The following is a 22802-nucleotide window of genomic DNA, read 5'->3' on the forward strand; positions in this document are numbered from 1 at the left end:
CACAATGCACCACATTGGGTTCACGCCATGACCCCGGCCCTGCCGCCCGCAGCTCGGCGGCTCGTCGCCACCGCACGGACGACCCGCTTCCGAGCGGAACGCGCCGCCGCGGGGCGGGTGAGCGGCGGGGCCCGGACGCTCCTCGCGCCCGTGCATCTGTCGATCCGGGACAGCCGTACGCTCAACGTCGCCGTCGCCGCGCTCCCTGGGGAAGAGGCAGGCCGTGCCCAGCTGATCGTCTCGCGCGGCCGCCGCCGTTTCCGGGTCCCGCTCACCCTCGAACACCACGGCCACGACGGCCCCCTGTTCACCGGGACCACCACCCTGCGCGACGTACGCCACGAAGAGGGCGCGCCCGGCGGCCCTCGCCTCGGCGAGGGGGTCTGGCGGCTCACGGTCGTCACCGCCGATGCCCGTGGCCGCGTCCGGCGGCGCGGCATCGGCATCGACGCGGACCCCGAACTGCCGTCCACGCCCACCCTTCAGCACGCCCCCGACCCCCGCACCGGCACGCTCATCCGCGTCGTCCGGTGCCGCAGCGGGCGCGCCGTGCTGCAGGTGACCCGCTCCCGGCCGCGCGCCGAGCTCGTGCGGTTCGTGCCCGGCGGTGACGGCATCGTCGTCCACGGGCGGCTCGTCATGGCGGGCGCGTCGCGGCGGTGGCGTGCGAAGGCCGTGCGGCGGCGGGACGGGGTCACCATGCCCGTCGGGGCGGTGTGGGACGGCGCCGAGTTCAGTCTCCGGCTGCCGCTCAAGGAGATGGCGGGGGCGAGCCCCGGCCAGTGGGTGTGGGACTTCCACGTGGAGGCGGAGACCTCCGGCGCCTCGTTCCCCCTCGGGCGGTGGCTCTCCGACGTACGCGACCCCTCGGCCGCCTACCCGACGCCCTTCCGTGTCTTCGCCCTGCCGGACGGCTCCCTGGTCCGCGCGCACGCCCACTTCACCAAGTCCGGCGCCTTCGGCCTGACGTGCTGGGACATCTCGAAGGAGACCTCATGAAGATCACGTACCTCCTCGGCTGGGGCGACGAGATGGGCGGCACCGAGCTGGCCACCTACACCCAGGCGCAGCATCTCGCGGACCGCAACGACGTCGAGGTCATCTCCGTCTTCCGCACCCGCCCCGAGCCCTTCTTCCCCGAGGCCCGCAGCCTCCCCGTCCGCTACCTCGTCGACCGCACGGCATCCCCCGAGCGTCCGGTGCGCGGCTCGCGCCTCGACGAGGCCGCCTGCCGGACCCTGGCCGCGCTGCCCAGCGAACTGATCGATCCCGCCTGGGAGTCCGCCTTCGACCGCCTCTCCGACATCGAGATGGCCACCGCCCTCGCCACCCTGGACACCGACGTCCTGGTCACCACGACACCCGCCCTGATGGCCGCCGCCGTCGAGCTGGTCCCGGCCAGGGTCGTCACCGTGCACCTGGAGCACCGGTCGACCCAGCGCCGCGGCCGCTCGGGTGAACCCCTGCTCCTGCACGCGCCGCGCCTGGACGCCCTGGTCACGCTCACCGACCGGACCCGCGACTGGATCGCGGACTCCCTCGGCGCCACCGCGCCCGAGCTCGCGGTCATCCCGAACGCCGTGCCCGACGGCTTCAGGCCCCGCGCCGACGGCGAGAGCAAGGTCATCGTCATGGCCGCGCGACTCACCGGCGAGAAGCGGGTGGACCACGCCGTGCGGGCCTTCGCCGAAGTCGCCGACGCCTACCCGGACTGGACCCTGCGCGTCTTCGGTGACGGGCCCCGGAGGCAGCACCTTCGCCGCCTGGTCGACGGTTTCGGGCTCCAGGACCGCGTCGAACTCCTCGGCATCTGCCAGGACATGCCCGCCGAGTGGGCCAAGGCGGGCCTCACCCTGATGACCGCCCACAGCGAGGCGTTCCCGCTCGTGCTGCTCGAAGCGCTCGCCGCGGGTGTGCCCGTCGTCGCGTACGACGTCCCGACCGGGCCCGCCGAGATCGTCAGGCACCGCGTCGACGGGCTGCTCGTACCCCCCGGGGAGGTGCGTGAACTGGCCGCCGCGATGAGCGAGTTGATGGGCGATCCGGAGACCCGCCGGTCCTACGCCCGCGCGGCCCGCGAAGGGGTCTACGCCCGCTTCTCCTCCACGGATGTCACGGCCCGCTGGCAGGAGCTCTACTCCCGGCTCGTGGCCCGGCGCGACGCCCCCGAGCGGCTCGACGACCGCGCGGACCGGGTGGCGCTCGGTGTGGCGTCGGGCGGCAGCGGCTTCCGCCCGACCGCGCCGTACACGTTGAACGCCGCCCCCGGGGAGGACGAGCGCACCCGTGAGGACGAGATCGCCGCCGCGGACAGCACCGGCCTGATCATCCGCTCCGTGGGCCGCCTCGCCGAGCGCCGCGACGACGTACTCGCCCCCGAGATGGCCGACTGGAACCTCCAACTCGCCGCCACCGCCCTGGAGTCGGCGGACATCCCCTATGTCCTCGTCCGTACTTCCGGCACCGCGTACACCCTGGCCGTGGCCGACGACGAACGTGACGGCGCGCTCAAGGCGCTCTCCGAGTCCCTGCACGGCCAGCCCGTCTACGCGGAGCTGGTCCACCCCAGGGACGCGGCCCCGGGAGTCGTGCTCGCCGAGCGTCTCGACTGCGTCGGCGAGGTCGCGGGCGTCAAGCTCTTCAAGCCGGTGACCACCACGACCCTCTCCCTGCGCCACGGCGTGCAACAGGCCTGCACGGTGGCGTTCTGGCCGCGGCTCGCGGACGACGGGACCGACGCCCGGCGCGCGCCCTTCGGCACCACGCTCGCCGGAGCGGAGCTTCCCTCGCTGAAGCCGACGGCCACCCTCCGAGTCGGCGACCGGACGTACCCCACCCTCGACGTCTTCGCCCAAGTCCTCATCGGCGACGTGGACTTCCCCATCGACGCGGTCTACACCTGGGTCGACGACTCCGACCCCGAATGGCGCGCCCGCCGTGCGGCGGCCCTCGGCCGCCCCGAGGACGACGCGTCGCCGGACCACGGCGCCGTCCGCTTCCGCAACCGCGACGAGCTGCGCTACTCGCTGCGCTCCCTGGCGATGTACGCGCCCTGGATCCGGCACATCTACCTCGTCACGGCGGGCCAGACCCCGGCCTGGCTGAACGAGGAGCACCCGGGCATCACGGTGATCGACCACCGGGACCTCTTCGCCGACCCGGAGGCCGCGCTCCCCACCTTCAACTCCCACTCCATCGAAAGCCAACTGCACCGCATCGAAGGCCTGTCGGAGCACTTTCTCTACTTCAACGACGACGTGTTCCTGGGCCGCCCCACCACCCCGGACACCTTCTTTCTCAGCTCGGGCACGGCCCACTTCTTCTGGTCGTCGGTGTCCGTGCCCACCCTTCCCGTCGCACCCGACGACGAGGGCTACCGTGCCGCGGCGAAGAACACCCGCACCTTGCTGCAACGAGAGTTCGGAAGGACGACGACGCACGGCTTCGTCCACGCGCCCCACGCCCTGCACCGCAGCGTCCTCGCGGAGCTCACCGAGCGGTTCCCCGACGAGCTCGAGGCCACCGCGCGCAGCCGCTTCCGCTCGACGAGCGACCTCGCCCTGGTGTCGTCCCTGCACCACCACTACGCGTATCTCACCGGCCGATCCGTGCCGGGCGGCATCGCGTACGACTACGTGAACATCAGCCGGCGCACGCACCACGCGCGCCTGGGCCGGCTGCTCCAGGACCGCGGCAAGACGGTCTTCTGCATCGGGGAGACCCCGGACAGCGACCTGGCCGACGAGGAGAAGGCGCTCGCCATCCGCGCGTTCCTGACGGCGTACTTCCCGGTGCGCTCGCCCTACGAGCGCGGCGCCTGACCTTCGAGGAACAGCTGCCGCACCACCCGCTCGGCGGCGCCCCCGTCGTCGTAGGGACAGAACCGCGCCCGGAAGGCCTTGCGCAGCCGCGCCGTGTCGGCCGTGTCCCACTCCCCGCTCCGGAAGAGCCCGGCCAGCTCGTCCTCGGTGGTGGCCACGGCCCCCGGCGTCTCCCCCGCACGCCCCGACAGGAGGTCGAAGTAGGTGCCGCGGGCCAGCCGGTAGGCCTGCCAGTCGGGGGCGTACGTCACGATCGGGCGGTCGAGGCAGGCGTAGTCGAACATCAGTGACGAGTAGTCCGTGACCAGCGCGTCGGCGGCCAGGCAGAGGTCCTCCACGCGCGGGTGGCCGGTGACGTCGACGAGCTGGGGGTGGGCCCGCAGGCCCGCTTCGGCGCCGTAGAAGTAGTGGGCGCGCACCAGCAGCACGTACTCCTCGCCCAGCACACGCACGAAGCGCTCCAGGTCGAGGCCCGGCAGGAAACCCTTCTGGTAGTCGCGGTGCGTGGGCGCGTAGAGGAGGACCGTCCGGCCGTCCGCGACGCCCAACTCCTCGCGCAGGCGGAGGGTTTCGCCCGCAACCGCCGTGAAGTAGACGTCGTTGCGCGGGTAGCCGGCCTCCAGGGACTGGTAGGCCGTCGAGGGGTAGACGCGCTCCCAGACCTCCGTGGAGTGCGGGTTCGCGGAGAGGCTGAAGTCCCACTGGTCGGTGTGGTCGAGGATCTTCTGGAAGCTGATGCCGTGCGTGCCCGCCGGGTAGCGGCGCTGGTCCAGGCCCATCTTCTTGAGCGGTGTGCCGTGGTGGGTCTGGAGGTAGACCTGGCCGGGGCGTTTGGTGAACCCGCCGGGGAAGCTGGAGTTGTTGATCAGATACGTGGCTCTCGCCATCGTCTGCCAGTAGCGGCGCGACCCCTCGATGACGTACTCGACGCCCGCGGGCACCTTGTGCTTGTTGCGGCTGGAGACCACCCATACGCCCCTGATGTGCGGGGCCAGTTCGCGGGCCTTGGCATGGATGGCTGCCGGGTTGCAGGAGACCCCGCGGTTCCAGTACGCGCCGTAGACCGCGAGGTGGGGGTCCAGCGGGCGGCGCAGGTCGGCGCGGTAGGTGAGGCGCATGACGCGGGCGCGCAGCTTCTTCTTCCGGTCCTTGAGCTTGCGGGTGACGCTGCTTCTGCGGGAGCGGCTCTTGCGGTGCGCCTCGTAGGCGGCGTACGAGGCGGTGGCCAGGGCCCGTTCGCCGGGGGTCGGCGCCGGGCCCGCGGGGCCGTACGTCCGGTAGAGGCGGGCCGCCCCGCGGAAGAAGTCCCGCCGGTCGCCCGGCGCGATACGCCCCGCGTCGTCGAGTACGGCGAGCAGATGCGCGGCCGCGTGCGGGACGAGCCGGGCGCGGTCGGCGGGGTCGGCAGCGGCGAGCAGCTCCTCGTAGCGCCCGATGACCGCGAAGTGCGCCCGGCCCGGGGTCTTGGCGAAGCTGCCGCCGCGCCGCTCGCGCCAGCGGACGCAGGGCGTGTCGAGGGTGACGGTGCGGGCGCCGTCGGCCATGGCCGCGCGGCGCACCGGCACCACGTCCTCGTACGGTCCTTCGCTGAACGCGAGGCGGCGCTCCTGCCAGAAGCCGCGCCTGAAGACGCGGTTCCAGGCGGCGACGGTGACGCCGAGCGGGTCCCCTGCCAGGTCGTCGCCGCCCGCGCGCACGTTCTCCCACCAGTCGACGCGGTCATGGGCGAAGAGCAGGACGTCCGGGTCCTCGGCCTCGTCCAGGGCTTCGGCGATCGCCTCCAGGGCGCCCGGCTTGAGCAGGTCGTCGCCGTCGAGGAAGAGGAGGTAGGTGCCGGTGGCGCGGTCCGCGCCGATGTTGCGGGCGGGGCCGGTGCCCGCGTGGGCCGGGGCGCGCACGAGTTGCGCGCGCGGGTCGCGTTCCGCACACTCCGCGGCGATCGCGGCGGACGCGTCCGGTGACGCGTCGTCCACGACGATCAGCTCCAGATCGCCGAAGCTCTGATCGAGCACGGAGTCCAGGCATTCCCGCAGGTAGCCCTGGACGCGATGGGCGGGGACGACAACCGAGAAGCGCGACATGGACACCGACCGTAGTCAGCCGGACACGACCTGTCGAAGACCGTTCGTCACTCATTGGGGTGAAGAGGGGCAAAGAACTTGACCGGAACGGGCAAAAGGGATGAATACGCCCGTACTCCCATGATTGCTCCCCCGTGAAAGGCCGGTCGCCGTGCAGCCCCGTCTCAGCGTCGTCGTGCCCATCTACAACGTCGAAGAGTTTCTGGAGGAGTGTCTGGAGTCGATCGCCGGGCAGACCATGGCCGATCTGGAGGCCGTGCTCGTCGACGACGGCTCCACGGACGGCAGCCCGCGGATCGCCCGCGAGTTCGCGGCGAAGGACCCACGGTTCGTCTACGTGCGCCAGCCGAACGCCGGCCTCAGCGCCGCCCGCAACACCGGGGTGCGGCACGCGACACCCACCGCCGAGTACCTGACCTTCGTCGACAGCGACGACGTCGTGCCGCACGACGCGTACGCCCGGATGACCGGGAGTCTGGACTCGACCGGGTCCGATTTCGCCAGCGGCAACGTCTGGCGCCTGAACGAGCGCGGCCGCCAGCAGGCCTGGCAGTACAAGTGGCTCACCGAACCGCGCTCGCGCACGCACATCAGCCGGGACCTGGAGCTCCTCGCCGACCGCGTCGCCTGGAACAAGGTCTTCCGGCGCGCCTTCTGGGACCGGCACGGCTTCACCTTCCCCGAAGGGAAGCTGTACGAGGACACGCCGGTCATGATCCCCGCGCACTTCCTCGCGGGCTCCGTGGACGTGCTCAGCGACCACGTCTACTACTGGCGGGTGCGCGAGGGTTCGATCACCCGGCGGCGCACGGACGTCAAGGGCGTACGCGACCGGATCGCGGCGTGCGCGCACGTCAGCGCGTTCCTCGCCGAGCACGCGCCCGAGCTGCGGGGCACGTACGACACCTCCTGCCTGCGCGACGACTTCGTGTACTTCCTGGAGGGCCTGCCCATGGGCGGGCCCGAGTACCGCGCCGCCTTCATGAAGGGCGCCGCCGCGTTCCTGCGCCGCGCGGATCCCGGGGTCGTCGCCGGACTTCCGGTCTCGCTGCGCGTGAAATGGCATCTCGTACGCGAAGGGCGCACCGCCGACCTGATCGACCTGCTCACCTTCGAGCAGCACAACAACAAGAACGCCTTCGAGGTCCGCGGCGTGGTGCGGCGCAGCGCCGCCTACCCGCGCGGCTCGGGCGGTCACATCCGGGTGCCGCGGGAGCTCGCCCGGCTCGGCCGCGGCGAACTGCCGGTCATCGCCCGTGTGCGGGAGGCCAGTTGGAGTGCGGACGGACTGCTGCGGATCAGCGGGTACGCGTACGTGCGCAACCTGGAGGCGACGCGCCCCGGGCACTCCGTCAAGGCCGCGATCCTCAAGTCGGCCCACAGCAGGACACAGTTGAGGCGGGTCCCCACCCGGACGGTCGCCGCCCCGCAGGCCACCGAGAACTCCCGGCAGCAGCTGCACTGCTACGACCTCTCCGGGTTCGAGATGACCGTCGACCCCGAGCAGCTGAAGACCGGCGGCCGGTGGCGGCCGGGCAACTGGCTGCTCGGCGTGGTCGTCGCGGGCCACGGTTCGGTGCGCCGGGCCGCGGTCCGCCCCCTGGACGGTTCCGCCGCCCAGTCCGTCGTACGTGAACTGGGCGACGGGCTGCGCCTGGTGCTCGGCTTCAGCAAGGGCCGCCTGGTGCTGAAGATCCAGGCGTACGTGGCACGGGTCGACGCCCACCACCGGGACGGCGACGCGATGGTGCTCAGCGGCCATCTGCCGAGCCACCTGCGGCCGACCGCCCTGCGCCTGACGCACAAGCACGCGGCGGCGGAGTTCGACTACCCCGTGACGCTGTCCGGCGACGACCGCTTCGACGTGCGCGTGCGCCTCGCGGACCTGGAGGACATCGCGCCGACCCCGCACCTGGCCCCCAAGGAGGTCGAGCCCCCGCACGGCGACCGCTGGCAGGCCAACCTGGTCCTGCCCGACGGCAAGCTCAAGTCCCTCGCGGCGGCCCTCGACCTGCCGCCGGGCCGTTACGCCTCGCACGACGGCGGCCGCGAGCTGTGCGCGACGGCGAACGACCAGGGCCAGCTGGTCGTCGAGCTGACCCGGCAGCCGGTCGCCGACCGGGTGGCGTGGCGCGTGGACGGCACGCTGACGATCGAGGGCACGGTCCGCGACGCGAGCTGGGACACGGCGGAGCTGGTGCTCCGGCACAGCGGCCGCGACGAGGAACTGACCCTGCCGGTGGAGCGCACGGACGGGCGATTCAAGGCGGTGGTGGCGCCCGGCGGCGGGGTGCTGGCGGAGGGGCGGTGGTACGCGTTCCTGCGGGAGACGGAGGCCGGCGCGGGTGCCGCCGCCGCGTACGGCGCTTCGCAGGACGGCATGCCCGTGCGGCTGCTCGCCTCCGTGTCCGCCGCCTTTCCGCTCCACCAGACCGTGGACGGGCGGGAGTTCACCGTGGACCGGCGGTTCGGGGACCGGCTCCTCATCGAAGCGGGGTCCGTGCTCGCGCGCGGTGAGCGGGGGGCCTATCGGCAGCACCGGCTGCGCACCGCGCACTATCCGCGGCAGCGCACGCGGCAACTGCGGGACGCGGTCCTCTACTTCGACGGGGACTCCCCGCGCGCGGTCCACGAGGAGCTGGTGCGGCGCGGCGTGGACGTCGAGCACCTGTGGGTGACGCGGGACCAGCAGACGCGGGTGCCCGCGGGGGCGCGGGGCGTGGAGGAGCACAGCACCGCGTGGTACGAGGCGCTCGCCCGCTGCCGCCGCATCGTCACCGCCGGCCATCTGCCCGACTTCTTCGAGCGGCGGGACGGGCAGACCGTCGTACAGACCTGGAACGGGGCGCCCCTCAAGCGCATCGGCACCGACCTCATCGACACGCTCTACGCCGACCACGGCCACCTCGACGTCCTGCCGAAGCTGTCGCGCCAGTGGGACGTGCTCGTCTCCCCGAACCGCTTCTCCACCCGTCACCTGGGACGCGCGCTCGCCTACGAGGGCGAGGTGATGGAGGCGGGCTCGCCCCGCAACGACATCTTCTTCTCCGAGGACCGCGACAAGGTCGCCGAACGCGTGCGCCACGAGCTGGGCATCGCCCCGGACAAGCGGGTCGTCCTGTACGCGCCGACCTACCGGGACCACCTCGCCTGCTCCCCCGGCCGCTTCCGCTACGAGGCCGCGCTCGACTTCGCCGCGGCGCAGGACGTGCTCGGCGACGACCACGTCCTGCTCGTGCGCAAGCACCCGCTGGCGGCGGGACGGCTGCCCGGCGCCCGCGCACCCTTCGTACGCGATGTGTCCGCACACCCCCGCACGGCCGAACTCCTCCTGATCTCGGACGTGTTGGTGACGGACTACTCCTCCCTGATGTTCGACTTCGCGCACACCGGGCGTCCGATGCTCTTCCACGCCTACGACCTGGAGCACTACCGCGACACGGTCCGCGGTTTCTACCTCGACTTCGAGACCAGCGCGCCGGGGCCGCTGCTCGCCTCCACCGGCGAGGTCGTCGAGGCGCTGCGCGACCTGGACTCCCTCACCGCCCGGCACGCCGAGGCGTACGCGGCGTTCCGCGAGGCCTACTGCGACCTGGACGACGGGCAGGCCGCGTCCCGGGTCGCGGAGAGGCTCATGCGATGACCACGGCCACGCTCGGGACCCGCAGGAAGACCCACGGCGCGACGGCTCTGAACCGGCGCAAGCGGTGGCGGCCGAGCCCGTACGTCGTCTTCGGCGGTCTCTTCTGGATCGTCATGTCGCTCGCCTTCTGGCGGGTGCCGATGTGCTGCGACTTCGGGCAGCACGCGGCGGTGATCGAGCGGCTCAAGGCCGACCTGCTGCATCCGCGGCACCCGATGGCGGACCTGCCGGGCGCTGGCAGCCCGTACTACTCGCCGTACGCGGTGGCGCAGGGTGTCTTCGCGCGCGTGACGGGTCTCGCGGGCTGGGAGGTCGTGAAGCTGGCGGGTCCGCTGAACCTGCTGGTACTGCTCACGGGCCTCGGGCGGTTCGTGCGGGTCCTGACGTCACGTCAGTGGGCGCCTGTGCTGGCCCTGTTGGCGATGGTGGTGCTCTGGGGCACCCGGATGGCGTGGTGGAGCGGCTACCTCGGTCTGATGTCGATGACGGGGAACCTCGGCTACCCGTCGACGTTCGCGATCGGCCTGGCGTTCTGGGCGTGGGGCCTGGCGGGCTCGCTCGCGAAGTCACCGCGGGGCGTCCTCGCGTACGTGGGTCTCGGCGCGCTGTGCGGGGTGATCCTGCTCGTCCATCCGATCTCCTCCGTGGCGGCGGTGATCGGGGTCGTGGCGTTCGCGGCCTCGGGCCTGCGCCCCTTCGCGGCGGCGTGGAAGTGGGCGGCGACCGCCGTGACGGCGGCGTTGCTCGCGGCGAGCTGGCCCTACTTCTCCGTCTTCTCCCTCGTCGGTGACGAGAGCGTCGACTGGATCCACCGGCAGCTCTACACCGAGATGCCGCAGCGCTTCTGGCTCGCGCTGATCGGCCTGCCCGCGCTCGCCCTGCGCCTGCGGAGGAACCGGCGCGACCCCCTGGCCTTGATGTTCGTCCTGGACTGCGCGGTCGTGGCGTACGGCTGGCTCAGCGGCCACTACACCTACGGGCGCATCCTGGGCCTTACCCTCGTCCCCCTCCAGTTCGCCCTCGCCATCGAGCTGGCCGCGCCCCGCCCCTGGCGCCGGTGGCGCATGGCCCTGGGGGGTGTGGCGGCCACCGGTGCGGCCATCGGCTTCTGCACGCTACAGGCGGGCGCGGTCGTGCCGCGCGCCCTGGATCCGGTGGGCTTCGACCAGCCGCCGCGGTGGCCCGGCTACGGCTGGGCGGTGCGCCACCTCGACCGGGGCGATGTCGTCCTGACCAACGGCTACTACCCCACCCGCTCCATCCCGGCGTTCGGCGCCAATCTCGTCGGGCCGGCCTGGCCGGACGCCTCGCTGGCCGAGGACACGCGCAACCACCGCCTCCAAAAGGTGCGCGACTATCTCTCCCCCGACTCGACCCGCGCGGAACGTGAGCGGATCGTGCGCCGCTACGACGTGCGCTGGCTGCTGCTCTCACCCGACCAGCAGGTTCCGGACGAGGCCGTCGTGGTGGCGTGGGGGCCGCGTACGGGCGAGGTGCTTGCGCGGGTGAGCGGCGGGCACACGGGCGGGGGCGCCGGGAGCACCGATGCGGGCACCGGGAGCACCGATGCGGGCACCGGAGCACGAAATAACCCGGGACCCCCCAAGACCCCCTAATCGGATAATTACCAGGAACCTATAAAATTCCCCCGTGGATCCCTCTTTGTCTCTCTCGCCCCCGTCGCCCCCGTCGCCCCAGGTCTGCGTCGTCGTGATCGGCTACAACGACGCCGCGCACGTCTCGGACGCGGTGCGCTCGGCGCTCGCCCAGGGCCCCGCCGTCCGCGAGGTGATCGCCGTCGACGACTGCTCGACCGACGGCAGCGGCGAGCTGCTCGCGGAGCTCGCCCGGGAGGACCCGCGCGTCAAACCGATCCGCCGCGCCGCCAACAGCGGCGGCTGCGGCACTCCGCGCAACGACGGGATCGAGGCCACGACGTCCGCGTACGTGATGTTCCTCGACAGCGACGACGTGCTGCCGCCGGGTGCGGTCGACGCCCTGCTCAAGGCCGCGGCCCGGCACGACGCCGAGGTGGTCTCCGGGCTCTGCGTGCGCCGCGAACTGCCCTCCGGACGCGAGAGCCCCTGGCAGCCCCTGCTCTACACCGAGCCCCGGCTCATCGCGCGGCCCGAGCTGCGCCCCCGTCTGGTCCACGACACCCTGTGCGTCAACAAGCTCTACCGCACCGACTTCCTGCGAAAGCACGCGCTCCGCTTTCCCGAGGGCCACTTCACGTACGAGGACTTCGTCTTCACGGCCCGCGTCATGGCGGCGGGCCCGCGCATCGCGCTGATCACGGATCCCGTCTACGTGTGGAACGTGCGCCGCACGGCGGCCAAGCTGTCGATCTCCCTCGACCGCTCGTCCATCGCCAACTGGCAGGCCCGACTGGAGGCCCACCGCCAGTCGGTCGAGATCCTCCGGGAGGCACGCAGCGCGTCGGGCGACGCGGGCAAGCGGCTCGCGCGCGCCGCCCGCGCCAAGTTCATCGACCACAGCCTGCGGATGTACGCGCGTGAGCTCACCACGCGGAGCCCGGAGTACCGCCGGGAGTGGTGGACGGCCACGCGCGCGTACCTCACGGCCTTCGACACCGCCGACCTGGACGCGGCGCCCGCGCCGGGCCGGATCATCGCCCGCGTGATCCTCGCCTCGCCCGAGCCGCGCGACCTGACCCGCATCCAGGAGGTGGCGGCCCGCCCCGCGCGCCTCGCGCCGCCCTACGCCCACTCGCCCGACGGCACGCCCATCTGGTCCGACGACCTCCCCCAGGTGACCCTGGAACACCTCCTCCTGCGCCCCATCCGCCTCCTCCCGCTGGCGGTCGACGCCGAACTGCGCCCCCGCGCGGGCGGCAGCCGCCTCACGCTTCGGCTGCACGAGCTGTACGGGCGGGTGGCGGAAGCGGGCCCGGCCACGGTCGACGTGGAGCTCGTCCCGCGGAACGCCGACGGCCCCGCGCTGCGCCGCACGGCGGCGTTCGGCCCGCCGGACGCCGAGGGGTGCTGGCTCACCGAGGTGGTCCTCGACCTGGGCTCGCTCGGCGGCGGCGTGTGGGACCTGCGGCTGCGCCTGCACTTCGGCGACGGTACGACGCGCGAGACGGCGGCGCGGGCGGTGGCGGGGCCGGGTCTGCTGCGGCGCACGGCACTGCTGACCCGCCGGGGGATCCTGCTGGCCCAGCCGTACAGGACGCAGGCGGGGAACCTGGCGGTGCGGCTCGCGCCGGGGGTGCGGGGCGTGCTCGGGGTGGCGCGCAGGCGGCTCGCGCGCTGGGTGAGCGGAGCGGGACGCTGACGCTGCCCGAACACGGACCTCTGCGACACTGCACAACCATCCAACCGGAACCGCACAACCATCCACCCGGACCCACAGAAGAAGGCTGACTGACGATGACCTGGCTGATCACCGGCGGCGCCGGCTACATCGGGGCACACGTGGTCCGTGCCATGACGGAGGCGGGCGAGCGGGCCGTGGTCTACGACGACCTGTCCACGGGCATCGCCGAGCGCGTCCCGCAGGGCGTACCGCTGGTGACCGGCTCGACGCTCGACGCGGAGCTGCTCGCCCGCACGCTGAAGGAGCACGCCGTCACCGGCGTCGTGCACCTGGCGGCGAAGAAGCAGGTCGGCGAGTCCGTCGAGCAGCCCCTGCGGTACTACCACGAGAACGTGGAGGGGCTGCGGATCCTGCTGTCGGCGGTGACCGACGCCGGCGTCACCTCCTTCGTCCTCTCCTCCTCGGCGGCCGTGTACGGCATGCCGGACGTGGACCTGGTGACGGAGGAGACGCCCTGCCTGCCGATGAGCCCGTACGGCGAGACGAAGCTGGCGGGCGAGTGGCTGGTCCGCGCGACGGGCCGGGCGCACGGCCTGTCGACGGCGTCGCTCCGCTACTTCAACGTGGCGGGCGCGGCGAGCCCCGACCTCGCGGACACGGGCGTCTTCAACCTGGTCCCGATGGTCTTCGAGAAGCTCACGGCCGGCGAGGCGCCACGCGTCTTCGGCGCGGACTACCCGACGCCGGACGGCACCTGCGTACGCGACTACATCCACGTGGCGGACCTCGCGGAGGCCCACGTGGCGACGGCCCGCAAACTGGCCACTGCCCCGGCGGGCACGGACCTGACGCTCAACATCGGCCGGGGCGAGGGAGTCTCGGTCCTGGAGATGGCCACCCTGATCAACGAGGTGACGGGATACGACCTGCCACCCACCGTGTCCCCCCGCCGCCCCGGCGACCCGGCGAGGGTGGTGGCATCGGCAACCCGCATCACCACAGAACTCGGCTGGTCGGCCAAGCGGGACGTACGCGAGATGGTGACGTCGGCGTGGGCGGGATGGGTGCGCTCGCATCCGGGTGCGGACAGGAAGCAGGAGAGGGCGTAAGCAGGCGAGGGCGCTGCGTCGCGCCCCTCCTCACCCCCTGTTCAAATACGCCAGCACTGCCAGCACCCGCCGGTGGCCGCTGTCGGTTGGTGGTAGGCCCAGCTTGGCGAAGACGTTGCCGATGTGTTTGCTCACCGCCCGGTCCGACACCGTCAGGGCCGTCGCGATCGTTCCGTTGTCCCGGCCCTCCGCCATCAGTTGGAGCACCTCGCGCTCCCGGGGCGTCAGCGAGTCCAGGGGGTCGTTTCGGCGGCGGGTCAGCAGTTCCGTTACCACCTCCGGGTCCAGGGCCGTTCCGCCGCCGGCCACCCGGTCCAGTGCGTCGAGGAACTCGTCGACCCGCCCCACCCGGTCCTTCAGGAGGTAGCCGACGCCGCCCGCGCCCCCGCCCAACAGCTCGGCGGCGTACGTCTCCTCGACGTACTGGGAGAGCACGAGCACCGGCAGCCCGGGGATCTCCTGCCGCGCGGCCAGCGCGGCCCGCAGCCCTTCGTCACGGAAGCCCGGCGGCATCCGTACGTCCAACACAGCGACGTCCGGGCGGTGTTCGAGCAGCGCGGGCAGTACCTCGGGGCCGCTCGCCGCCACCGCCACCACCTCGTGCCCCGCGGAGGACAGCAACAGGACCATCCCCTCCCGCAGCAAGGCGTTGTCCTCGGCGATCACCACGCGCACGGCAGCTCCACTTCGATCACGGTCGGCCCCCCGACGGGGCTCGCCACTTCCACGGTCCCGTCCAGCGCGGCGACCCTGCGCCGCATCCCGAGCAGCCCGGTGCCACCCGCGTCGTCCGCGCCGCCCCGCCCCTCGTCGCGTATCGACATCCTCAACACGGCGTCCGACCGCGCGAGTTCAACCGTCGCCTCAGCCGCCCCACTGTGCTTGGCGGCGTTCGTCAGCGCCTCCGCGACGACGAAGTAGGCCGCCGCCTCCACGGCCGCGGGCGCCCGCGGCCCCTCCTCCACGCCCTCCGCGCGCACCGCCACCTCAAGCCCGCTGCTCGCCGCGAGCGCCCGCACCGCGCCCACCAGCCCCCGGTCCGTCAGGATCGGCGGATGGATGCCGCGTACGACGTGCCGCAGCTCGGTCAGGGCCTCCTCCGCCTGGTCCTGCGCGTCCGCGAGAAGTTTCCGTGCCGCCTCGGGGTCCTTGTCGAACGCACGCCTCGCGAGCCCCACCCGCATCGACATCGAGACGAGACGCGCCTGCGTGCCATCGTGCAAGTCCCGCTCGATGCGCCGCAGTTCGGCCCCGTGCGCGGCGACCGCGCCGGCCCGCGTGACGGTCAGCTCCTCGACCCGCTCGCTGAGCCGCACGGCCCGCTCCGCCTCCGGCGACGCCTTGAGCAACGCCCCCGACCAGGCCGCCTCCAGGTCCGCGATGCGCGCCACCAGCGGCAGCACCACCGCGCGGCGACCGAGAAGACCGCACCACACACCGTCGACCAGCATCCCGACGGCGAACACCGGCAGCGACACGTACAACAGCAGCCAGCCGTAGACGAAGTGCAGTCCCAGCCACCGCAGATCGCGGTACGTCGCCGGGTCCGTGACCCCCGCGCGCACCCGCTCGGAGAGCGTGCCGGTCAGCGGCACGTACGCCTCGGGGATGTCCGTGCCCGTCCACAGGGCGACGCGGCGCCGCTTGAAGCCCGCCATCCGGCGCAGCATCAGGACCGTCTCGGGCATGACGCCCGCACCGACGACGATGAGCGTGGTGACGAGGGTGAGGAGGATGACTCCGACGAAGAGGTACGACGCCAGGGAAAGCAGCGCCGCCACGGCCAGTTGCTCCAGGGCCCGCCTCGTACGCCGCAGTGTCTCCCGCATGGCCATGAGGCTATGCGACCGGGCTCACACGCGCGGTCGAGGCCGCTCCCGGGCCGGGGGTGTAGCGGGCTACACCCCCGTCTCGGGAGAGCACACCCTCGCCACACGGCCCGCGCACAGGCAGAGTTGATCTCGCAGCGGGCCACGCCCCGCACCCCGCACCCGACTTGAGAGGCCCCGCCCCATGAAGCCCCTGCTCTGGCTCGTCTTCGCGCTCGCCCTGGTCACCAACGTCTCCACCAGCTTCGCCTTCGACGGAGTGAAGCAGGTCCTGATCAGCGTGGGCACCGGCGTCGTCACCCTCGGCTCGGCCGCGGCCCTGTTCCTGCTGCGGGAGAAGCGGCAGAGGCAGGAGAAGCGGGCCTGACCTGGTCCCGAGGCACCCTCACAACGCCCGCAGCGCCGCCGCCGTAGCCGACGCGAGGCTGCCCAGATAGCCCTTGGGCAGCTCGGCCCGCACCACCACCGACCGCCAGTAGAGCGGCCCCGACACCAGGTCGAGGGCGAGGTCCTCGTCGACACCGTCCCGCACCTCACCGCGCGCCACGGCCGCCCGCACGATCCCGTTCGCCACCCCGTGCTGCCCCTCCCGCAAGGCCTTCTGCATGGCCTCCGCGATCTCGGGGTTGCGTGCCGCCTCCGCCTGGAGATCGGGGATCACCTGCGAGGCCACCGGATGCCGCAGGGCGCGCGACGTCACCTCGTACAGCAGCCGCAGATCGCCCTCCAGGGAGCCGCTGTCCGGCATTGGCAGGCCCTGGACCGCTATCGCCGACACCAGGTCGAGCACGAGGTGCAGCTTGGAGCGCCAGCGCCGGTAGACGGCGGTCTTGCCGACGCCCGCGCGGCGTGCGATGCCCTCGATGGACATGCGCGCGTACCCGACCGCCGCCAGCTCCTCGAAGACGGCGGACCTGATGGCCTCGGTCACATCCTCGCGGAGCACCGCGGCCCCCGCGGGCGCCCTGCGGCGCGGCTGCTCACGCGGCTGTTCATCTCCTGGCCTGCTCGTCGTCATACGGACAGCATAGAACGTGACGACGATACGGTTGCGTTCCGACGTCACATGGACCTACTCTCGACGTTGCGACGATACGGGCCCGTCCCGACGTAACGACGTCACGAGTAAGGAGCCGCGGAAGTGAGTCAGGTCCTCGACGCACCACCCCGCACGGTGGCCCCGGTCCCCGACCCGGCCGAGCTCGCCGCCCGGCACGGCCTGACCGTCAGCGGCGCCCGCCCCACGCTCCCCGGGTATGTCCGGCAGCTGTGGCAGCGGCGCCACTTCATCACCGCCTTCGCGACCGCCAAGCTCACCGCCCAGTACAGCCAGGCGAAGCTCGGCCAGGTGTGGCAGGTGATGACGCCGCTCCTGAACGCGGCGGTCTACTACTTCATCTTCGGCGTGCTGATGGACACCAAGCACGACGTCCCTGACTACGTCCCGTTCCTGGTCACCGGCGTCTTCATCTTCACGTTCACGCAGACCTCGGTGATGGCGGGCACCCGCGCCATCGCCGGCAACCTCGGCCTGGTGCGCGCGCTGCACTTCCCGCGGGCCGCGCTGCCGATCTCCTTCAGCCTGCAGCAGCTCCAGCAGCTCCTGTTCTCCATGGGCGCGCTCGTCGTGATCCTGCTCTGCTTCGGCGTCCCGCCGGCCATGTCCTGGCTCCTGGTGGTGCCGGTCCTGCTGCTGCAGTTCACGTTCAACACGGGCCTGGCCCTGGTGGTGGCCCGGTTGGGCAGCAGGACGCCCGACATCGCCCAGCTGATGCCGTTCGTGCTGCGCACGTGGATGTACGTGTCCGGGGTGATGTGGAGCATCGACGCGGTCCTCAAGGACCAGCACCTGCCGCACGCGCTCAAGCTCCTCCTGGAGTGCAACCCGGCGGCCGTCTACATCGACCTGATGCGCTTCGCGCTGATCGACACCTTCCGGGATGGCCAGCTCCCGCACCACGTCTGGGCGTGGGCGGTGGGCTGGGCGCTGCTCGCCGGCGTCGGCGGGTTCATCTACTTCTGGAAGGCAGAGGAGACGTACGGCCGTGGCTGAGACGACGACAGCAACTCCCACAACGACAGAGCCCGCACTCCAGGCACCCGCTCCCACCGTCATCGTCGACCGGGTCGACATCGTCTACCGCGTCCACGGGGCGGGCTCCGCCACCGGCCGCGGCAGCGCGACCGCCGCCCTGGGCCGCATCCTCAAGCGCGGCAGGAAGGGCGGCGAGGAGAGCGGCGTACGCAAGGTGCACGCCGTCAGGGAGGTCTCCTTCACCGCCCACAAGGGCGAGGCCATCGGCCTGATCGGCACGAACGGCTCGGGCAAGTCGACCCTCCTGAAGGCGATCGCGGGGCTGCTGCCCGTCGAGAACGGCCGCATCTACACCGACGGCCAGCCCTCCCTGCTCGGTGTGAACGCTGCCCTGATGAACGACCTCACCGGCGAGCGCAACGTCCGGCTCGGCGGCCTGGCGATGGGCATGAGCCGCGAGCAGATCCAGGAGCGCTACCAGGAAATCGTCGACTTCTCCGGCATCAACGAGAAGGGCGACTTCATCACGCTCCCGATGCGCACGTACTCCTCCGGCATGGCGGCCCGACTGCGCTTCTCCATCGGCTCCGCCAAGGACCACGACGTCCTGCTCATCGACGAGGCCCTCGCGACCGGCGACCGCTCCTTCCAGAAGCGCTCGGAGGCCCGCATCCGCGAACTGCGCAAGCGCGCGGGCACGGTCTTCCTGGTCAGCCACAACAACAAGTCGATCCGCGACACCTGCGAACGCGTGCTCTGGCTCGAACACGGCGAGCTGCGCATGGACGGCCCGACGGCGGACGTGCTCAAGGAGTACGAGCGCTTTACGGGCGGCAAGAAGTAGTCACCGTTCGAGGAACGCGAACAACTCCTCCCAGCGCCGCACGACTTCATCCGTCGTGTAGCGCTGGATGTTCACCCTGGCCAGCTCCCCCATCCGGTCCCGCAGCTCCTTGTCGGACATCAACGTGTCCAGCCTGCGCGCCAGTTCAGCCGTGTTGCCGAGCCGCGCCAGCAGCCCGTCCACGCCGTCCTGGACGATCTCGTGCACGCCGGGCGCGCAGTCGAAGGCCGCGCACGGCACCGCGGCGGCCATCGCCTCCATCAGGGCGAGCGGGAAACCCTCGCCCCGCGACGACTGCACGAACACCGAGCCGCCGCGCAGCGCCCCCGGCACATCGCCCGTGCGGCCCATCCACTCCACGGAACCGTCGAGGCCAAGGGCCGTGCACTGCTTCTTGAGTATCTCCTCGTCCTCGCCGGAGCCGTAGATCCGCAGCTTCCAGTCCGGGTGCAGCGGCGCGACCTCCGCCCAGGTGTCGAGGAGCATGTCGATGCCCTTCTGGTCGTGCAGTCGGCCGATGCTGGTGACGACCTTCTCGGTGCGCCGCGAGGGGACCTCGGGCATGAACGGCAGCGGGTTCGGCATGAAGGACGCGTTGTCCATGCCCTGCCTGATCCACAGGTCGGCGTCCTCGCGGGTCAGCGCGAGCATCCGGTCGACGTCCTTGTAGTGCTTGCGCACGCGCCCGAAGCGCGAGCACCCCCGCGAGTAGGCGAACGACTCGTGGCTCATGCCGATGACCGTCAGGCCGGTGGTGTCGGCGAGTTCGACCCACTCCATCGCCCACACCTGCGTGACGATGACGACGGCTCCGGGCCCGGCCTTCGCGAAGAGCGCGGTCAGCTTGGCGGCCTGCTCGTGCATGCCCTGCTCGCGCCGCCTGCGCTGCCGGTGCTTGGCCACGTTGAGCCGCCCCTTGATGCCGCGCGCCGGGCCGACACGGGGCGGGTGCTCGTCGTACAGCGTCGTGGTGGGGTACGGCAGGTCCGTGCCGACGTCCTGCGGCACTTCGGGCTCGGTGATGCCGATGACGTGCACGCGGTGGCCGCGCTCGACGAAGAGGCGGGCCATCTGGTGGGACCAACTGGTGACCCCGCCCAGCTCGTTGACGCTGTTGGAGACGAAGAAGATGTCCCGCGTCCGCTGCGCCGTCTCGATCGCTGCTGCCTGACTCACTTGCCGCTCCAGTGCGAGAAGAACTGATCGACGACGCTCTTGGCGGCATCGCCCCGGTCGTACTCACCGAAATCGGCCACGAACCGCTGCCGGGCGCCCGCGTAGTCGAGCGCCTGCTCGTCCAGCGCCTTGAGCGCCCCGAACAGCTCGTCCTCGGTGTCGACCACCGGCCCGGGAGCCCGCTCCCGCAGGTCGAAGTACGTCCCTCGCCCTTCGTGCACGTACTCCTCGTAGTCGTACGTGAAGAACAGCATCGGCCGGTCGAGGAGGGCGTAGTCGAACATCACGGACGAGTAGTCGGTGATCATCGCGTCGGCGAGCTCGTAGAGCGGGGTGACGTCGTGGTGGGCGGAGACGTCGATGACGCGGCCCCGCACGGACGGCGGGAGCACCACGTGGTTCAGGTAGTGCGAGCGCACGAGCAGCACATACCGGTCGCCGAACTCCTCGGCGAACCGCTCGACGTCGAAGGGCAGTTCAAAGCGTCCGTGCCGGCCGCCGTGGCGACGGAAGGTCGGCGCGTAGAGAAGCACCCGCTTGTCGTCGGGTATGCCCAACTCGGCTGCCAGCGGCCCGCGTTCGCGCACTCCGCTCGCGTCCTCGGCTCGCTTGGCCCGCACCAGCGCGTCGTTGCGCGGGTAGCCGACCCTGAGCAGCACCTTCTCCTTCAGGCGCAGGGCCTTCGCCAGGGTCCGCACATCGTGCTCGGAGCGGACCAGGAAGCGGTCGAAGCGGTCCAGGACGCGCTGCTGCTCTTCCTGCCGCGCCTTGCTGCGCAGCTTCCATGCGGGCTCGTCGAAGCCCATGCGCTTGAGCGCCGAGCCGTGCCAGGTCTGGATGTACGTCGTCTGGGGCCGCTTGGTGAGCTTGAGCGGGTAGCTCTGGTTGTCGACCCAGAACTCGGCCTGCGCGAGGGCCTTCAGATACGGCAGCGACCACCTCCGTACCAGCGTGGCGTCCTCGGGGAAGCCCTTCGGGTCCCCGGCATAGGACCACACGGCGTCGAAGTCGAGGCCCTGGCGCCGCATCTCCTCGTAGATCGCCCGGGGGCTGTCGCTGTACTGCTTGCCGAGATGACTCTCGAAGACGACCGTGCCCTTCTTGACCGGCAGGCGACTGAACACCTCGTCGTACACGCGCAGTTTGCTCCGCCCGGACGTGAGGTCCTTGCGCAGCTTTCTTGCCTTACGGAAGCCGGACTTGGCGAGGCGCCCCGGCACGCCGTTCGTCCCGCGGGCCACCAGGTCCTGGATCCGGTCACCCGCCGCCTCCCGCGTGACGAGCCGGAACGCGAGGTGCCCGCGCTGCGAGACCTCGGGCTCCATGTGGTCGGCGACGAGCCGGGTGAGCCGCGGCCGCACCGGGAGCTTTCCCTCGGCGAGCCCCGGGTCGCACGCGGTGAGCCGCGTCCTGGTGCGCACGCCGTCGGCGACGAGGTGCAGGCGCACGTCCCACACCGCGTCGAAGACGCCGAGCGGGCGCAGCCGCCGCGCGAGGTCGACGGAGGCCTCCCAGACGATCGCGTCGCCCTCGTACCGCACGGCGGTGACCGGGAAGCGGAAGGACTGCAGGCTGCGGCGGCGCGCGCTGAACTCGAGCTCGGCGCTGAGCACGGCGTCCGGGCCGACGACACCGAGCGGGTTGGTGACGCGGCCCGCCATACGGACGGTCCCCGCGGTCTCCTCGTACCGTGTCAGGACGTTGCGCAGGAACATCTGGTCGAGCCGCTTGGTGTGATAGCCGAGCTCCGTCACGTCCAGGACGTGGCGGCCGACCGGGTCGTCGAGATGCTCGGCGCACCAGTACACGCGCCCGTCCCGCTCGGCGAGCGGTGCGGAGATCTTGTCGCGGTTGGTGAGGGTGTCGACGGCGGGCAGCAGGTTCTCCCAGTCGCCCTGCTCCAGGAGGTAGGCGCAGATGGCCTGAATCGGCTGCACCTCGTCGTACGCGGCGTGGTCGATCCCGGCGAGATAGTCGCGGGCGAGCCCGGCGAACTCCTGCCGGTAGGCGGCGTCGCGGAACGGCAGGTCGCGCAGGTGGAGCACCAGGTCGTGCTTGAGGTACTTGACGTCCTTGGCGAGCCGCACCTCGTCGAGGCCGCGCTGCGCGAGCAGCACGTCGATCCGGCGGTGGATCTCCATCCGGTGCTGGAAGTTGACCATTTCGTGGCGCCGGTTGCTCACCGACTTCACCGGGCCGCGCGCGTAGACGTGCCAGAAGTAGACCTGGTTCGCGATGAGGGTGATGCGCCCGGCGGCGAGGTAGGCCTCGGCGATGAACATCAGGTCCTCGTAGAACATCCCCTTCAGGAAGCGCAGGCCGTTCTCGATGAGGAAGTCGCGCCGGTAGAGCTTGTTCGTGGACAGCGTGTCCCACACGAACAGGTCGGTCAGCTCCTCGACGGAGTCCAGGGTGCGGGTCCGGGCGTACAGCCACGGGTACCACGGCTCGCGCTTCTTGTTGCGCGTGTCCATGTGCACCCGTACGCAGAGCCCGGAGACGATGTCGGAGCCGTCGCGCTCGGCGGCTTCGAGGAGGTTGCGGCAGGCATTGCGCTCCAGGACGTCGTCGCTGTCCAGGAACATCACGTGGCTGCCGACGGTGTGCCCGATGCCCACGTTGCGGGGCTCGCCGCAGCCCCCGCTGTTCTCCGGCAGCTGGTAGGCCCGCACCCGCTCGGGGTGCTCGGCGGCCAGCTCCTGCGCCGTCTCGTACGAACCGTCCGTGCTGCAGTCGTCGACGATGACGACCTCTACTCCGCGCAGCGTCTGGTCGAGCACCGACCGCACGGCGGTCGGCAGCCGATCGGCGTCGTTGTAGACGATCACCACGACGGACACATCGGGTCGCTCCCCCGGCGTCCCCCGCTCACCTATCGCTCCCATGCGTCCCTCCAGTCAGATGCCAGCTCATCCTACTAATTATCGCTAATGCCCGATTAGCACCCTTCGAGGGGGTGTGAATGGCTTACAGAGGTGCCGCGAT

The 22802-nt window shown here is 71.6% G+C and carries 15 protein-coding genes; 9 read left to right on the plus strand and 6 right to left on the minus strand.

The genetic code is table 11. The features are described 5' to 3' along the window. Window positions 1-27: 27 nt before the first annotated feature. Together ABXJ52_RS14510 and ABXJ52_RS14515 are read left to right on the plus strand one after the other, a co-directional pair. Window positions 28-999 carry a hypothetical protein gene (locus tag ABXJ52_RS14510; protein WP_367042478.1) on the plus strand — a complete coding sequence of 324 codons (972 nt, stop codon included), beginning with the start codon at window positions 28-30 and terminating at the stop codon, window positions 997-999. Next, the gene (locus ABXJ52_RS14515; RefSeq protein WP_367042480.1) at window positions 996-3821 is read left to right on the plus strand and encodes a stealth conserved region 3 domain-containing protein; all 2826 of its coding nucleotides are present in this window, start codon (window positions 996-998) and stop codon (window positions 3819-3821) included. Before ABXJ52_RS14510 ends, ABXJ52_RS14515 begins: the two co-directional genes overlap by 4 nt. Here ABXJ52_RS14515 and ABXJ52_RS14520 read toward each other — a convergent pair. Then, window positions 3803-5902, minus strand: a complete 2100-nt coding sequence (locus ABXJ52_RS14520; RefSeq protein ID WP_367042482.1) for a bifunctional glycosyltransferase family 2 protein/CDP-glycerol:glycerophosphate glycerophosphotransferase — start codon at window positions 5900-5902, stop codon at window positions 3803-3805. The two genes, ABXJ52_RS14515 and ABXJ52_RS14520, sit on opposite strands and share 19 nt — an antisense overlap. Before the next feature lie 151 nt (window positions 5903-6053). Here ABXJ52_RS14520 and ABXJ52_RS14525 point away from each other — a divergent pair, with 151 nt between their 5' ends. The 4 genes from ABXJ52_RS14525 to galE all read left to right on the plus strand — a co-directional run bounded on the left by ABXJ52_RS14525 (window position 6054) and on the right by galE (window position 13933). Beyond that, a complete protein-coding gene (locus ABXJ52_RS14525) occupies window positions 6054-9545 on the plus strand; it encodes a CDP-glycerol glycerophosphotransferase family protein (protein ID WP_367042484.1) in 3492 nt (1163 codons plus the stop codon). Further along, entirely contained in the window at window positions 9542-11161 is a 1620-nt protein-coding gene (locus ABXJ52_RS14530; RefSeq protein WP_367042486.1) for a hypothetical protein, read from the plus strand. The genes ABXJ52_RS14525 and ABXJ52_RS14530 overlap by 4 nt, the downstream gene beginning before the upstream one ends. A gap of 34 nt (window positions 11162-11195) precedes the next feature. Continuing rightward, entirely contained in the window at window positions 11196-12842 is a 1647-nt protein-coding gene (locus ABXJ52_RS14535) for a glycosyltransferase family 2 protein (protein WP_367042487.1), read from the plus strand. Between the two features lie 95 nt (window positions 12843-12937). Further along, window positions 12938-13933, plus strand: coding sequence for a UDP-glucose 4-epimerase GalE (gene galE, locus ABXJ52_RS14540; RefSeq protein WP_367042489.1), 996 nt, complete (start codon window positions 12938-12940; stop codon window positions 13931-13933). A gap of 30 nt (window positions 13934-13963) precedes the next feature. Here galE and ABXJ52_RS14545 read toward each other — a convergent pair whose 3' ends face one another. Continuing rightward, window positions 13964-14608 (minus strand): response regulator transcription factor, encoded by a 645-nt coding sequence (locus ABXJ52_RS14545; RefSeq protein ID WP_367042490.1) that lies wholly within the window; start codon window positions 14606-14608, stop codon window positions 13964-13966. Further along, entirely contained in the window at window positions 14596-15762 is a 1167-nt protein-coding gene (locus ABXJ52_RS14550) for a sensor domain-containing protein (RefSeq protein ID WP_367042492.1), read from the minus strand. Before ABXJ52_RS14550 ends, ABXJ52_RS14545 begins: the two co-directional genes overlap by 13 nt. 184 nt (window positions 15763-15946) lie before the next feature. On the opposite strand from ABXJ52_RS14550, the gene ABXJ52_RS14555 reads away from it, so the two are divergent. Then, on the plus strand, window positions 15947-16129 hold the full coding sequence (locus ABXJ52_RS14555) for a hypothetical protein (protein ID WP_367042494.1): 183 nt from the start codon (window positions 15947-15949) through the stop codon (window positions 16127-16129). Between the two features lie 18 nt (window positions 16130-16147). Here the strand turns inward: ABXJ52_RS14555 and ABXJ52_RS14560 are convergent, their stop codons facing one another. Continuing rightward, entirely contained in the window at window positions 16148-16780 is a 633-nt protein-coding gene (locus tag ABXJ52_RS14560) for a TetR/AcrR family transcriptional regulator (RefSeq protein WP_367042496.1), read from the minus strand. A 123-nt stretch (window positions 16781-16903) separates the two neighbouring features. On the opposite strand from ABXJ52_RS14560, the gene ABXJ52_RS14565 reads away from it, so the two are divergent. Both ABXJ52_RS14565 and ABXJ52_RS14570 read left to right on the plus strand, forming a co-directional pair. Next, window positions 16904-17815: an ABC transporter permease gene (locus ABXJ52_RS14565; RefSeq protein WP_367042497.1), complete on the plus strand. Its 912-nt coding sequence runs from the start codon at window positions 16904-16906 to the stop codon at window positions 17813-17815. Continuing rightward, window positions 17808-18641, plus strand: coding sequence for an ABC transporter ATP-binding protein (locus ABXJ52_RS14570; protein WP_367042499.1), 834 nt, complete (start codon window positions 17808-17810; stop codon window positions 18639-18641). Before ABXJ52_RS14565 ends, ABXJ52_RS14570 begins: the two co-directional genes overlap by 8 nt. Here the strand turns inward: ABXJ52_RS14570 and ABXJ52_RS14575 are convergent, their stop codons facing one another. Then, complete coding sequence (locus tag ABXJ52_RS14575; RefSeq protein WP_367042501.1) at window positions 18642-19817, minus strand: glycosyltransferase; 1176 nt, start codon at window positions 19815-19817, stop codon at window positions 18642-18644. Continuing rightward, entirely contained in the window at window positions 19814-22702 is a 2889-nt protein-coding gene (locus tag ABXJ52_RS14580) for a bifunctional glycosyltransferase family 2 protein/CDP-glycerol:glycerophosphate glycerophosphotransferase (RefSeq protein ID WP_367042503.1), read from the minus strand. The genes ABXJ52_RS14575 and ABXJ52_RS14580 overlap by 4 nt, the downstream gene beginning before the upstream one ends. Between the last annotated feature and the right edge of the window lie 100 nt (window positions 22703-22802).

Source organism: Streptomyces sp. Je 1-332 (assembly GCF_040730185.1).
Taxonomy (GTDB): domain Bacteria; phylum Actinomycetota; class Actinomycetes; order Streptomycetales; family Streptomycetaceae; genus Streptomyces.